At 45.1% G+C, this 15,368-nt stretch carries 11 protein-coding genes; 7 read left to right on the top strand and 4 right to left on the bottom strand.

Translation table 11 applies throughout. The features are described from left to right. The 3 genes from F7D73_RS00415 to F7D73_RS00405 all read right to left on the bottom strand — a co-directional run. A partial coding sequence (locus F7D73_RS00415; protein WP_153121780.1) for a DUF4248 domain-containing protein occupies positions 1–88 on the bottom strand: 88 nt, incomplete at its 3' end. Between the two features lie 71 nt (positions 89–159). Then, positions 160–2,418, bottom strand: coding sequence for a BT4734/BF3469 family protein (locus F7D73_RS00410; protein ID WP_153121778.1), 2,259 nt, complete (start codon positions 2,416–2,418; stop codon positions 160–162). Positions 2,419–3,331: 913 nt separating this feature from the next. After that, the gene (locus F7D73_RS00405) at positions 3,332–4,315 is read right to left on the bottom strand and encodes a hypothetical protein (RefSeq protein ID WP_153121777.1); all 984 of its coding nucleotides are present in this window, start codon (positions 4,313–4,315) and stop codon (positions 3,332–3,334) included. A gap of 376 nt (positions 4,316–4,691) precedes the next feature. Here F7D73_RS00405 and F7D73_RS00400 point away from each other — a divergent pair, with 376 nt between their 5' ends. The 5 genes from F7D73_RS00400 (at position 4,692) to F7D73_RS00380 (ending at position 11,382) form a co-directional block, all read left to right on the top strand. After that, complete coding sequence (locus F7D73_RS00400; protein ID WP_153121776.1) at positions 4,692–6,860, top strand: outer membrane beta-barrel family protein; 2,169 nt, start codon at positions 4,692–4,694, stop codon at positions 6,858–6,860. A gap of 490 nt (positions 6,861–7,350) precedes the next feature. Beyond that, positions 7,351–8,802, top strand: coding sequence for a DNA repair protein RadA (gene radA / locus F7D73_RS00395; protein ID WP_153121775.1), 1,452 nt, complete (start codon positions 7,351–7,353; stop codon positions 8,800–8,802). A 95-nt stretch (positions 8,803–8,897) separates the two neighbouring features. Next, positions 8,898–9,551, top strand: a complete 654-nt coding sequence (queC, locus tag F7D73_RS00390; RefSeq protein WP_153121774.1) for a 7-cyano-7-deazaguanine synthase QueC — start codon at positions 8,898–8,900, stop codon at positions 9,549–9,551. 61 nt (positions 9,552–9,612) lie between these two features. Beyond that, entirely contained in the window at positions 9,613–10,737 is a 1,125-nt protein-coding gene (locus F7D73_RS00385; protein WP_153121773.1) for a TlpA disulfide reductase family protein, read from the top strand. 228 nt (positions 10,738–10,965) lie between these two features. Beyond that, positions 10,966–11,382, top strand: coding sequence for a hypothetical protein (locus tag F7D73_RS00380; protein WP_153121772.1), 417 nt, complete (start codon positions 10,966–10,968; stop codon positions 11,380–11,382). Positions 11,383–11,692: 310 nt separating this feature from the next. Here the strand turns inward: F7D73_RS00380 and F7D73_RS00375 are convergent, their stop codons facing one another. Continuing rightward, positions 11,693–12,961 carry a transglycosylase SLT domain-containing protein gene (locus F7D73_RS00375; RefSeq protein ID WP_153121771.1) on the bottom strand — a complete coding sequence of 423 codons (1,269 nt, stop codon included), beginning with the start codon at positions 12,959–12,961 and terminating at the stop codon, positions 11,693–11,695. Between the two features lie 105 nt (positions 12,962–13,066). Between F7D73_RS00375 and hisG the strand changes: the two genes are divergently transcribed. Then, a complete protein-coding gene (hisG, locus tag F7D73_RS00370; RefSeq protein ID WP_153121770.1) occupies positions 13,067–13,918 on the top strand; it encodes an ATP phosphoribosyltransferase in 852 nt (283 codons plus the stop codon). 160 nt (positions 13,919–14,078) lie between these two features. Further along, positions 14,079–15,362, top strand: a complete 1,284-nt coding sequence (gene hisD, locus F7D73_RS00365) for a histidinol dehydrogenase (RefSeq protein ID WP_153121769.1) — start codon at positions 14,079–14,081, stop codon at positions 15,360–15,362. Positions 15,363–15,368: the final 6 nt, after the last annotated feature.

The following is a 15,368-nucleotide window of genomic DNA, read 5'->3' as shown; positions in this document are numbered from 1 at the left end:
GCATCAGATGAGCACTTGCCACCACGGGTGACGAATCGGGGAAATAGAGCAGAGCCAGTTCCTGCTTCGTATAGCTTCTTATATCCATATAGCTTTTGATGTTTAAGTATTATACTTACGGGTTGAAAGTAACATACTTACGGGTCGAAAGTAAGATACTTAGTCCTCGAAAGTATCCGTAGGATCGACGGCAGCGTCGCTGTTCAGCTCGATAGGTTCCTTCTCTATGACAGCCCAACCGTTGCCCTTGTCCTTGTGGATCTTCTTGAAGCCCAGCCGCGCCATCACGGAACCGATGTTGTGGCTGTTCAGATTCTGGCGGAGGGCTGGGTTACAGCCAATCTTCTCCAGAATTTCCGAGGTGTAGCGGAACTTGATGTATTGCAGTGGGGTATCCGGTTCCGGAACCCTGTAGTACTTCAGAATCTGCTCTTCGGCATAGTTTGCCACCATGAAGAGTCGGTTGTGGTTGCGCATCTGGTCGATGTCCTGACGGGTGAGCCAGAAGGTCCAGTCCTGAGATTCTTCCTTTCCTCGGCTCATCACTTCCTTGCCCAGTGCCAAAGCCTGGGCATAGACGTTCTGATAGTCTATCGGATGGTCTATCGGACTATCGATGCTCTCTACAATCCATGGCGAATAGCGGCGGTTCTCCTCGTCGGTGATAAACTGCTGGCTGTTGGTGGTGCCGGAGAGAGAGGCACGATGGGGCAGTTCGCTGCGATACTTGTCGTAGGGGCGGCGGATGGAGAAGGTGAGCTTTGTGAGGTTGCTCTTGAAGGCACTCAGGTTCTTGCCGAAGACGCTCTCAAACTCATCGAGACAGATCATCGCCTTGCTGCTGAATGCCTCCATGAAGTCCTTGTCGGTATAACTGGCAGTGGAATCGTTGAGGAAATACTGGCGCAACTCTGGGGGCAGGAGGTAGGCAAAGAAGGTGGTCTTGAAAATGCCGCCCTTGCCTACGAGGATGAGGATGAACTGGTTGACTACCTTCGGTGAGCACCAGGCTACTACCATCGCCACGATCCACTTCTTGAAGTAATATCTGAACAACTCCTGGGTGTGCTCATAGCCAGGCTTCTCCACCACATGGATGCGGTCGGCGAGCTGGTCGATATAGTCAGGATCCCTGCCTTTTTGCCATGTTGGAAGGCTTTTAAGATAGTCTTCCAAAGGGTCGAAGCTCTGGCAGAAATCGCTGTTGATGATGCTGTGGATGGTATTTATCGATACATGCAGTCCTGCCTCGTCCATATCAGCCCAGAGCGAGTTTTCGATGTTGTCATCGACACGGGTAGGGTGAGGATACTTGCCGGTATAGACCATTCGGCTTTGCAGTTCGTAGAAGCCGGTCATCTTGTTGTGGTGCCAGGTATAGTGAGTGGACAGCCACTGCTTGACCGCCTTCACCGAAGGACGGGTGCTGTAGCCTTCACCTTCGCGGTAGTAGTGCCAGGTGCCGAAGAGTTCGCTATGCTTGTAGCAGGACTTGAGGACGGAGACAGTCTCGGGATATTGGGAGCCAAACTCCTTGTCGACATACTTCATGGCCTCTTCCTGGCTGATGCCGTACTTGAGGCAGCATTTGCTGAAGTGGAGTATGTACTCGTTGTGTCTGCCGGGCTGGAAGTCGTAGCCCCACTGTTGCAGGAGCTGCATGATATGGGGAGCCGCCTCGTCGATGGTGATGGCAGTGTTCTTCTTCTCCTTCTCTTTCGACTGGCTTTTCTTCGGTTTGCGCTTGGCATACTTCGCCTCCATGGTCTTCTTGGTATAAAACTTCTTCAGATCGCTGAAGTCGAGTTCGAAGGGTACCGACTGCCAGTTGAAATAGGCTTCGGGATCGTGTGCCAGTCCGGCACATCGGGTGATGTCGGAGCATGCCTTGTCGCATTCCATTCCCAGGAGATGCTGGTAGTAGAGCTGTGCCTTGGGAAGGATCAGCTCGAAGAGTTCGAGGATGCTGATGTCGTCATCCTCAGCTGGCGCATACTTGCAGAAGATATGCAATCCCCTGCCACTGACGCTGCGATGCATCACCATGGTGTGCTCATCCTGGGAGATGAGTTCCTGGCAGTGTTCCAGCTGTTGGGTTGGAATCTTGTCAAACTCTACCATCAGCAGGTAGGTTGGCTTCACGAAGTTGGCGAGCTTCCGTCCATAGCCGTCCATCTGTGCAGAGATGGTGATGGCTGGGCTTTGTGGTTTGAGCTCGTCGGCGAACTTCTTGCTTACCTGGAGTCGCTGGCGATACAGTTCTGTCATGTTCTTGATCTGCGGGTCGCTGGTGATGAGTGATCGTAGATACTCCCAGGAGACGAGAGGATGGCTCTCAGACTGCTGGATGCTGTGGAAGAAAGAAGGCATCGCCTGGTTAGCTTCCGGGTTGTTGGTTTTTACATTCATTTTTGCCATTTTTGGTTTGAATTGTTTATTGTTTATGTCCGTCAGAATCAGCTTTTTTTTGCCGAATCTGAGTTTTAACCCATTTTAACTTTCTGAACTCTGAATACTGAATACTTAAAAATACCAGCGTTAAATACGTGTTAAATACACGTGATAACTATCTGTATATCATTTCTTTATATTCTTTCTTGATCGCGCTGTATATCAAAGATGTTAAACCTATAAGTTCAGTTCAGCCGTTCAGAAATCTGCAACAAAGATACTGGAAATACAATAAAGCGCCAAAAAATGCGTGTTTATATATATAGATACGTTTTTATGGTATCTTAACACAATAAAAAGTTATATTTAAATTTATTAACGTATGACACGTTTTAGTAAAGCCGAAAAGGCATTTAGAATGTTGTTGGATTGTGTGTATCCATGTAAGACTAAGTTGAGTCGCAACATTATGGTCCCATGTCATTTGGGGCAGAGTGGTGAAGAGCATGCCTAAGAGGGTAGGCCTAGTTTTTGCCAGTTCTTTTCAATTCTGATTGCAGCATTGAAGAGTCAGCATACGGCAACCCAGCGATGGTTGTTGTTTGCGAAATTTCTAGACTTGGTATGGGAGGCATATCATTTGGTCTATCCAAAGGAGAAATGCCCTTTCGAGGGCGGTTTTGAAGAGAGTCTGAAGAAGCTGTTTAAATTGAACGGGAACGACTAGTTCAGATTGTAATGTGTTGTGTCATGCTGTTTTGCAGGTGGCGCAGATTTATAGTCCAAATAGGCGGTAGCGCTATGATGGTACCGCATAGAGTGATTTGGAAAAGAAAACGAATGAAGCCTCATTTGAGGTTGGTTTGAGCTTGAAATAAACTTTACGTCAGGCTTGAACCAACTCCAAATGAGGCTTCTTTTATTTTCTTAACTTTCCCTATTATCTTCTGCCACCGAAGCTGCCGCCACCGCTTTTGCTTCCGCCATTGCTGTGAGAACCACCACCTCCGAATGAACGGGATGTGCCGCCTCCTCCGAATGAACGGTTGCTGCTGCCGCTGTTGAATGAACGGCTATTGCTTCTGCTGTTGCTTCCGCTGTTGAATGAGCGGTTGCTGCCACCGAAAGAACGGTTACCGCCAAACGAACTGCTGTTTGGAGTAGTAGAACGTGGGGTGAAATCGCGGCTCATGTTAGAACGGCTGTTGTTGCTTCTGCTTCCGAAAGTGCCACCACCGAAAGTGCCACCGCCGAATGTGCCGCCACCATTATAGTTGCGGTTGCTTTCTACACGACTGTTATGGAATGAACCGTTGCCGAAGTTGCGGTCTCTGGTTACTGTGGTACGGGTGCTGCTCTGACGCTGCATGTTGCCGAAAGACTGTCCGCGGCCGTAATCACCACGGTTGAAACCGTCTCTCATTCCCATGCGTGGCTGACCGCCAGCGAATGGTCTGCCGTATGCACGTCCGTGATACCAGCTTCTTCCGCCGTTCACTCTCCAGCAGTGGTCGCCTCTATAGCTAACGTAGAAGTGTGGTCTACCGAAGAAGAAGTAGTCGCGGCGAGGGTAACGTGCGTAGATTCCGAAATGCCAGTAACCGCCGTCCCAGTAGAGAGGGCGATAGAAGTAGGTGGCATCGCAGAAAGCGCGATACTGCCAGTCGAGCAGGATATAGCTCAGGTCGAGATTACGCTGGCGCCAGTATACGCCATACAGGTCATCATAAGTATTGATGCCCATCAGATAGTCGAGGTTCACTTCATAAGCTGCCTCGTACTGATCATCTGTCAGGTTCAGCTCGTAAGCCATCTTGTCAGTCAGGAAGAGAGCCTGCTGGCGTGCCTGTTCGTAACTCATTGCTGATGCAGTAGTGAATGTCATGGTGAACATTGCTACAAGTGCTATGATAAACTTCTTCATAATCGTATATTTTAAAATTGTTTATACTCTTGTTTCTTATTTCTGGTGCAAAGATAGGGCTATTTTCGTTCTTGGGGTAAGGTTTTTCCCTAAATGGGTGGGGGAAAATCCCTACATCCCGTTTTTTACCTTACTGAACTTTCGCATGTGGGGAAGTTAGAGGGAAGTTAAGGGACATATGTCCTATGTTTTAGAATTATTAAGAGATGATGTATAACAAAAAACGGGAATACATTCAGGCTAGGAGGGATGATGAACTGGATGGAATTGGTAATTTGATGAAGTTATACAAATTTAACGGAAAAGATGTAATGGCTTTGGATAATAATGTGTACTTTTGTGGCTGATAATGATGAAATAAAAACATATTGTAAGAATGAAGATGTTTTTTTGCTCTTTTGGACTGCTGATGGCTGCTGTACCCGTGTTCGCTCAGAACACTGGGAAGGACTCTATTGTCTCTACTAAAGCTTTGAATGATGTGGTGGTATCAGCCTCCAATATCAGTCGTGTGGGTGATCAAAATTTTGGAAAGGATACTCTGCAATTAAGGGAGGTTGTTGTTAGAGCAACCCGCCCTTTGGCAAAGTTGAACAGCGAAGGCTTTGTGACAGAAGTCAAAGGTACCGTTTTGGAAAAACTTGGTTTTGCAAAAGATGTTATGGGTATGTTGCCTGGTGTACTGAATAACAATGGTTCGATTGAAGTTTTTGGCAAGGGAAAACCTGTCTTCTATATCAATGGACATATTGTCCGCAATAATATGGAAGTTGAGCAATTGAAGGCTAACCAAATAGATAAGATAACAGTTATAACGAATCCAAGTTCACGTTATGCTTCAACCGTAGGTTCCATCATAAAGATAACAACCATTAAAAAGGTTGGGGATGGTTTCTCCTTTGATAACATCGCTACTATTGGTTATCGTAATTATATGTATGGCAAAGACAATTTGGACTTGAACTATAGAATTGACAATTTGGATGTTTTTGGAACGATTGGATTAGAGCAAGGTAAGGATACGAACTCTAGCAAAAATGTTCAGAATTCATGGCTCTCATCACATCATCAGCAGAATACGACGATGAAATCGACACAGCACTCAAACTTGATTGATGGTAAATGGGGATTTGATTTTTCCTCATCTCCGAAACTCTCATTTGGCGCATTTTACCAAGTATCTTATGCTCCAACAAAGACCAATTCGAGCATTATGTCATCATTATATTCTGATGATGTAATTGAAAGTGAGACTTCTGCATACAAGGATATCAAATTAAGAGATTTGGAACATTTGTTAGATGGATATTGCCATGGGGTTTGGGGAAAATGGAATTTGGAAATGACTTTTGATTTAATGTGGAAAAAAACACATGAAAATCAAAACGTTATAGAGCAAACCGGCATCAATCAGTATTTTGGAATAAAAGATGTTGGGCATGCTAGGTTAATGGCAACGGAATTATATGCGTCTCACCCATTTCTTAAAGGTAATTTTAGCTTTGGAGTAGATTTCACCAATAGTAGTCGTGAGGAAAATTCAGAAAGTGAAAATAGCATTATGGCAGGCGAGAACAATAAAATACAGGAGCTGAATATGGCATATTACGTTGAAACTATGCAGCATCTAGGCAATGTAACATTCCGTATTGGTGGCAGGTATGAGCATGTGAACAGTGAATATTTTATAGGTGGCAGAAAAAATCACGAACAGTCACATGTTTATGATAAGTTTTTCCCGACTGCTTCATTGTCTATGCCCATTGGAAAAACTATGGTGCAGCTGAGCTATTCTAAGCAATGCTATCGTCCATTGTACTCTCAGTTGAGCAACACGGTTCACTATGTTAACAAATATCTCTATCAAAGTGGAAATCCGTATTTGCAACCATCCTATAGCGACAACATCTCTTTGAATTTGAGGTATCGCTGGTTGGCATTAACTGCTAATTATAAAAAGGTGCAAAACCAAATAATAACATCATATACATATTATGATGATTCGAAGACTATTGCTTTGCTCAAAAAGGAAAATTCCAGAAACAGTCTGTCTAACTTACAGATAATGGCTTCTTTTATGCCCGGATTCCTTTGGAAATGCTATTATCCCGTATTGGCATGTGGTGTTGTCTCGCAATTTTACAAGATTGATTACAGAGGGAATATAAAGCACGTGGACAATCCTTTGGTTGTAGTTAAGTTCAATAATATTTTCAAATTCCATAACAACTATATGGCGACAGTAAATTACAGTTGGCGTAGTGCGGGAAATAGTGAGAATATTAAGATGGGGAGTGTTGGACAGATAAATCTTTCTTTGGCTAAGGACTTATCTAAAAAATGGAATGTCAAGTTGTCTGCAAATGACATCTTTAATACTGCCCGCAAAAATACTTTTACCATTTTCTGCGGAATGAATGATGTCTATCTTGAAAAGGCTGCGATTGTAAGGGCAGTGGAATGTATCGTAAGATATAAGTTTAATACAGTTAAAACAAAATATAAAGGTAAAGGGGCAGGGAAAAAGGAAATGGATAGATTGTAAATGTTTAAAAGTAAGTCATACGAAGAATGGAACGTTTTCCTATAATTTATCAGCTTTATCTGGCTTATATTGTTGGGACAGTTGATGCTTACAATCAGCAGAACGGCAATCAATAAAATCTGTAAGTAAACAAAATGACACTTTGTAACAGCCCTTAATAGGACTTTGCAAAATACAGAAACGAGCAGAAGTCCGCTCGTTTCCATATTGTTACCTATATTATAAAGGCAAACGCCCAACTTCTTGATTTTCAATCAAATTTCAATTTAGAGCGAGTTAGTTTTATTAACTATTGTCTCTTAACTTCCCGAACGACCGTAGGGAGTGATAACTTCTTTAACTTCTGAACTTGCGAAACTTGAATTACCTTAAATAAAATAAAAAAGTTGCGTGTCTCGAAAAAAAAATGTACTTTTGCATATTGGGAAGTTAAGTGAAGTTAGAGGGAAGTTCTGAACTTGCTGAACTTGAATGAATTAAAGTTACATTTATGGCAAAGGACAAAATAGCATACGTTTGTAGCAACTGTGGACAGGAAAGTTCCAAGTGGATGGGTAAATGCCCAAGTTGCGGACAATGGAACACTTTCAAGGAGATTCGCATTGCGGGTGATAGCGGCTCGCAGGCGGCTAAGAATGCCGGCATGACTATGAGACATGGCGGGGCTGCTACCATGTTCGGTGGTCAGCATAGTGACAATGATGCCAAGCCGATGAAGTTGCGCGACATCTCTGCCATTGATGAGCCTCGCATCGATATGCGCGATGAGGAACTGAACCGCGTACTGGGTGGAGGAATGGTTCCGGGAAGCATCACCTTGCTGGGTGGTGAACCGGGCATCGGCAAGAGTACGCTTACCCTGCAGACCATTCTGAATATGACCGACCGCCGTATTCTCTACGTCAGCGGTGAGGAGAGTGCCCATCAGATTAAGTTGCGTGCCGACCGACTGGCAAAGGGACAGGCTATGCTGAGGGGTGAGGAAGTGGTTCAACCCTTCGATCATATCACGATTCTCTGTGAAACCCAGCTGGAGAAAATCTTCTCTCATATCCAGGAGGTGGCTCCGGAATTCATCGTCATCGACTCTATCCAGACCATCGCTACCGAAGAGGTGGACAGCTCTCCGGGTTCGGTATCTCAGGTCCGTGAATGTGCAGCCCATCTTCTCCGTTTTGCCAAGACCAGTGGCATTCCGGTTATCCTGATAGGACATATCAATAAGGAGGGAACCTTGGCGGGACCTAAGATATTGGAGCATATTGTGGATACCGTTATCCAGTTTGAGGGTGACCAGCATTATATGTATCGCATCCTGCGCAGCATCAAGAACCGATTCGGAAGTACTTCGGAACTGGGCATCTATGAGATGCTGCAGGGAGGATTGAGACAGGTGAGCAATCCGTCGGAACTGCTTCTTACCGAAGATCATGACGGACTTTCGGGTGTTGCCATCAGTGCTGCCATCGAGGGTGTGCGTCCGTTTCTGGTAGAAACGCAGGCTCTGGTGAGTACGGCGGCATACGGAACTCCACAGCGTTCGGCTACGGGTTTTGACCAGCGTAGACTGAACATGCTCCTGGCGGTGTTGGAAAAGCGGGTTGGCTTCAAGCTGATGCAGAAGGATGTGTTCCTGAATATTGCCGGAGGATTGAGGGTTACTGACCCTGCGATGGACCTGAGTGTGCTGGCTGCGGTATTGAGCAGTAATGTGGATACTGCGATAGAGCAGGGGTGGTGCATGGCTGGCGAAGTAGGACTCAGCGGTGAGGTTCGTCCGGTAAGCCGTATAGAGCAGCGCATAGCAGAGGCTGAGAAACTCGGATTCCAGCACATCATCATTCCGAAATACAACTATCATGGTTTCGACCATCAGAAGTATCAGATAGAGATTCATCCCGTAAGGAAAGTGGAAGAGGCGTTCCGCTGCCTGTTCGGGTAAGGATCTCACGCAGATTTCGCGGATTACGCAGATTTTAGTGTATAGTCTGAATTTATAAATATAATCTGATTTTATAAATATTAAGTTCAAAGTAAATGAAGGATTCTGTAATTATTGTGAGCGGCGGTATGGATAGTATTACCCTGCTCTATGACAAGAAGGACGAGATAGCCCTGGGTATCAGTTTCAACTATGGAAGCAATCATAACGAGCGGGAGATTCCTTTCGCCAAGATGCATTGTGAGAGATTGGGAATCAAGCATATCACCATCGATCTGGGATTCATGCACCAGTATTTCAAGAGTTCACTCCTGGAAGGTGCGGATGCAATTCCTGAGGGACATTATGCTGCCGACAACATGAAGTCTACCGTAGTGCCTTTCCGCAACGGTATCATGTTGAGCATTGCTATTGGTATTGCTGAGAGCAACAATCTCAAGAAGGTGTTTATTGCTAATCATGGCGGTGATCATACCATCTATCCAGACTGTCGTCCGGAGTTTATCAAGGCTATCGATGAGGCTGCCGAGGCTGGCACCTTCGTAGATGTTCGCGTGGTGGCTCCTTATACCAACATCACCAAGGGTGAGATTGCAGCCATTGGCAAGAAGCTCGGTATCGATTATGCCGAGACCTGGAGCTGCTACAAGGGTGGCGAGAAGCACTGCGGAAAATGTGGTACCTGCGTGGAGCGCAAGGAAGCCCTGGCAGAGGCGGGTATCGAGGATACTACGGAGTATGAGGAATAAATGATTTATTATATAACAGATAAAGGTTGTGATGAAATTATAAAAAAAAGATATAGTACGAATGAAGAAAATGATTTTTACTACTGCATTGGTGCTGGCATCAACTGCAGCGATGGCTCAGAAGAGCAACTTTCAGGTGAAGGTAGACTTGAAGAATTTCTCTACGGATTCTGTCATTGTTTACAAAGGCAGTAAAGAGAAGATGGATACCATCCTGGTTAAGAATGGTAAGTTTACCTATTCTACTAACCTTGCCAAGGCATCAAACCGTGCATTCTTTACTCCAAAAACCTATCGTGGCTTGGAGCAGAAGATGTTCAACTTCCCTTGCGTACCAGGCGAGAAGGCAGAGATAAAGGGTGATTTTACAACTCGATTTGATGTTGCCGGCAGTAAGTTCTACCAGCAGTATCATGAGGTGGACTTGATGATGGAGTCGGCTGAGAAGGACTTGAAGGAATTCTCAGAGTCTCTGAATGCCCGCATGAAGAATGGTGAAAAGCGCGAGAGCATTATGGCTGATTACGAGAAGAAGATGCCTGCCCTGGAGAAGGCAAGAACAGAGAAGATCTTCGCTTTCGTCAAGCAGAACCCTGACAATGAGGGCTGCGCAACAATTTTCGAGAAGTTGAACGATTACGGCCAGATGAAGGAACTTCTGGGCTTGCTCTCAGAGAATGTGAAGAATGGTAGAATGAAGGGCTATTATCAGCAGTTTATTGATATGGCCAAGGAACGTGCTGAAGCTGAGGAGAAAGCTAAGAAGCTTCAGGCTTCTGGCTTAGATGCTCCTGACTTCACCTTGAATGACATCAAAGGCAAGCCATTCTCACTTTCCAGTCTTCGTGGCAAGTATGTTGTCATCGACTTCTGGGGTTCCTGGTGCGGCTGGTGTATTAAGGGTATGCCTAAGATGAAGGAGTACTACGAGAAGTACAAGGGTAAGTTCGAAATCCTGGGTGTTGACTGCAATGATACCGAGGCTAAGTGGAAGGCTGCTGTAGAAAAGCATCAGTTGCCATGGATTCACGTTTATAATCCAAAGGGTAGCGATGTGCTCGGCAAGTATGGCATCCAGGGTTTCCCAACCAAGATTGTGGTGGGTCCTGACGGTAAGATTGTCAAGACCATCGTGGGTGAGGATCCTGCATTCTACACCTTGCTGGATGAGGTTTTGGGTAAGTAATTATTTAGGCTGTCCAATTTGTTGTACCCACTTTTTGCTGTTTTCGAAACACTAAGTGCTTGATATGCAATACTCAACTTTAGTTGAAAGCATGTGGTACAGCAAAATGCAAATAGTTGATAGTTTTTTCAACTTTAGTTCAATATAATCAGCAATATAGCTGATAAAAACTTTAAAAGTTGAGAACATCAAATTGGACAGCCTAGTACTAAAAGAACTACAATTATTATGAAATTAAGACATTTATACATTTCCTTGGTTACAATTGTCATAAGTTTGTTGCCACTTTCAAACGTTTGTGCACAAGATACGCAAACGAATTGGACTTATATGGGTAAAATTGCAGCTGTATGCAGTATAGAAAAGTACTGGGACAAAGAAGAATGTATTAGAGAAGAAAAAGAATGGGTACTTTTATACTCTTCATTTGATGGAGAAAAAATGACATATAAAATCTATGTGCCTACTATAGATAAATCTTTGCCTGTAGAGAAAAGTAAATCTTATACAGGAGAAACCATAGAGTGGTCACGGAATAGTAAATACATAACGAAATTTCCATCTTTAAGTGAAATGTATACACATTATGCTATTACTCTTGGACATGCATTTTATTTTAATGTTACAAGTGCCAGAAAGGATTAACCAAACAGAAGATTACCAGTTAGGGTGTCCAGTTCTGTGTTCCAGTTTTTAGTATCAAAAACAATGTAATAACCATCTAAATCATTGATAATCATTCGCTCAGTAAACTATAATCTTGTGCGAATCTACATCAGACTTTTTGATAGTTAAATTTGTCTTATATTTTACACTTAATTTGCTGATTTATAGTAATTTAAGTTGCTAAAACGTAATCAAAAACGAGAACATGGAACTGGACACCCTAGTAATTATTTTATTTTAATAGATACAAAAAAGGCTTCTGCGAATACATACGCAGAAGCCTTTTATGTTATATATGGTATTTACCCTGATAATGTCTTTTCGATTTCATCGGTGCACCATGGAAGGCACCTCCACCGATGCCTCTGCTGCCACCACGATAACTGTCGTGGAAGCTGGCGCCACCGCAGTATTCACTCCAGCGTGCTCTGATTCTGTCCACATAGTCGGCAGTCTCCGTACCACGCATGAAACCGTATTTCACAACCGGATCATGGTAATAAGCCGGCTGTGCCAGACGCAGGACATATTCTCTTACGTGTCCCCAGTTATAAGGATTGCCACCATGCTTTCTGGTCAGGTTCATCGCATCACGGATATGATGGAAACCGCCATTGTATGCAGCCAGGGCGAAGAGAACTCGCTGTGTAGGATCTCCGATGTCAGAGAAATGGCCCTGCAACTCAGCCATATACTTGGCTGCCGCCGCCACATTCGATTCTGCATCATGTATCGCACTCATCGGCAATCCCAGATGGTCTGCCGTAGAAGGCATGATCTGCATCAGTCCGCAGGCACCTGCCCATGACTTCGCATTCGGGTCGAAGCAACTTTCCTGATAACACTGTGCCGCCATCAGGCGCCAGTCCATTCTTGCCGTACCGCTGTATCGCTGGAAGAGATGGTCGTAACGGGAGATGACGCCCTTGGAACGGTTCAGGAACGGAGAATAGACATGTCGGGTGACGCTGGCAGAAGAGAGCAGCCAGTTTTCCTCCTTCTTCGTTTCGGCTATCATCTTCGGTTTGAACCATCCGTTCAGAGTATCGGCAAGACTCTTGTTGCCGCCTACCACAGCCCACTGCGTGCGGGTACTGTCGGGTGTTACACCACAGAAGAGCAGGTCGCCCTTGGTCTGTTTCCGGGATAGGGGAACGGCGATGATGTCACCTTCTCCCTTGGTCAGCTTCTGGATCATCTCGGTGGTATCCTTACATTCCTCCACGCGCAGCGATACACCAATCTGCTGGGCAAACTTCTCGCAAAGGAGATATTGCAGACCCATGCCGTGGTTGTGATAATCATAATAGGTAGTAGGACCGTTCACGGTAAGCATGATCAGCTCACCGTTTTCCTGAATATCCTCCAGCGAGAAGCCCTTTTGTCTTGTATTCTTGTTGGCAGCTTCTTCCGCCCCCTCTTCTTCGCCATCAGACATGCCCTCCACTTCGCCTATGGGCGTTCCCCAAGGCGTAAGCTCTTGTTGCGGTTTCTTTTCTTCGCAACTTCCCAGTAAAATAAGAGCATAAAATGCGTATAAATATAACTTTTTTCTCATTGCGACTGCAAAAGTACGAAATTTTTAAATATAAGTGCTAAATTATTTGCATATTCTAACAATTTTATGTACTTTTGCAATGTTTTTCAGACAAAATATAGAAATATGTTACGAATAGCAGTACAAAGTAAGGGTCGTCTGTTTGACGATACCATGAATCTTTTAGCAGAGGCAGACATCAAGGTCAGTGCCTCCAAGCGCACACTTCTGGTGCAGGCAAGTAATTTCCCACTCGAGGTTCTCTACCTCCGTGATGATGATATTCCTCAGAGTGTAGCCTCTGGTGTGGCAGATATCGGTATCGTGGGCGAGAACGAGTTCGTGGAGCGTGGTGAGAAAGCCCAGATCATCGATCGTTTGGGTTTCAGCAAGTGCCGCTTGAGTCTTGCCATCCCTAAGAAGATAGAATATCCAGGATTACAGTGGTTCAACGGCAAGAAGATTGCCACCTCTTATCCTAACATCCTGCGCAACTTCATGAAGAAGCATAATATCAATGCCGACATCCATGTCATCACCGGTTCTGTAGAGATCAGTCCGGGCATCGGTCTGGCAGATGGTATTTTTGATATTGTCAGCTCAGGTTCTACGCTGGTGAGCAACAATCTTGCCGAGGTAGAGGTAGTGATGAAGAGTGAGGCATTGCTCATTGGCAACTGGAATATGGATGAGGAGAAACATCAGATTCTAAACGAGATGCTGTTCCGCTTCGAGGCTGTGCGCTCTGCCCAGGACAAGAAGTACGTGATGATGAATGCGCCTAAGGCAAAGGTAGAGGAGATTACCCAGGTATTGCCGGGTATCAAGAGTCCTACCATCATCCCATTGGCTGACGACGAGTGGTGTTCTATCCATACCGTGCTCGATGAGAAGCGTTTCTGGGAAATCATCGGTAAGCTGAAGGAACTCGGTGCACAGGGCATCCTGGTAACACCAATTGAGAAGATGATATTGTAACTTGTTTACTTTGAACTTTGAACATTGAACATTGAACTTTATGATAAGCATTATTGCTCAAATAGTTCTTTGTATAAAAATCAAAGTGAAAGGTAATCATAAAGTTCAAAGTTCAAATCTCAAAGTTCAAAGTATAATAATTAAACATTAATAAGAAGGAATGAAGGTAATTAAGTATCCTGCAAAGGAGGAATGGAGCGAGATAGTAGAACGCCCACACCTGGATGTATCCAAGCTCAATGCTACGGTCCAGGGTGTACTCGACGATGTGAAGAAGCATGGCGACGAAGCCGTGAAGCGTTACGAGGAAATGTTTGATCATGCCCATCTCGATTCTTTGGCTGTGACTGAAGCTGAAATCGAAGAGGCTGAGCAACTGGTTTCTCAAGAACTGAAAGACGCTTTGCACCTCGCCCATCATAACATTGCCGCATTCCATCAGAGCCAGAAGTTTGAAGGCGAGAAGGTTGAGACATGCCCTGGTGTTACCTGCTGGCAGAAGAGTGTTGCCATCCAGAAGGTGGGACTTTATATTCCGGGCGGTACTGCACCGCTGTTCTCTACCGTACTGATGCTTGCTACTCCTGCCAAGATTGCCGGTTGCGAGGAAATTGTTCTCTGTACTCCTCCTAACCAGGAGGGCAAGGTGAACCCAGCCATTCTCATGGCGGCTAAGATTGCCGGCGTGAGCAAGATTTTCAAGGCGGGTGGCGTACAGGCTATCGGTGCCATGGCGTATGGTACTGAGAGCGTGCCTAAGGTATATAAAATCTTCGGTCCGGGCAACCAGTTCGTGATGGCTGCCAAGCAGCAGGTTTCATTGCATGATGTGGCTATCGATATGCCTGCCGGTCCTTCGGAGGTTTGTCTGATTGCTGACGAAACAGCCAACCCTGTTTTCGCTGCTGCCGACTTGCTTTCTCAGGCAGAACATGGTTTTGATTCACAGGTGTTCTTCATCACTACCTCTGAAAAGGTATTGGCGGAGGTGAAGAAGGAAGTTGAAGTACAACTCGAACGATTGCCACGTAAGGAGATGGCACAGACCTCGTTAGACAATTCCAAGTTTATCCTTGTCAAGGATGATGAGGAGGCTATCGATCTCTGCAATACCTATGCTCCTGAGCATCTGATTATTGCTACTGCCAACTATGAGCAGCTGGCTGAAAGGGTAGTGAATGCCGGTAGCGTATTCCTGGGCAATTATGCCTGTGAGAGTGCGGGCGACTATGCCAGCGGTACCAATCATACCCTGCCAACCCATGGCTATGCCTTGGCTTACAACGGCGTGAATCTCGACAGCTATAACCGCAAGATCACTTTCCAGCATCTTACCGAAGAAGGTATTCGTAACATAGGAGATGCGGTGGTGACCATGGCTGAAAACGAGCAGCTCGAGGCACATGCCAATGCCATGAGATTGAGAGTAGAAAGTCTAAAGTAGTTTGAT

Origin of the sequence: Segatella copri (assembly GCF_009494395.1) — a bacterium.
GTDB lineage: Bacteria > Bacteroidota > Bacteroidia > Bacteroidales > Bacteroidaceae > Prevotella.
The sequence above is the reverse complement of the archived record's forward strand: the minus strand, read 5'-3'. Positions and strand labels throughout refer to the sequence as shown.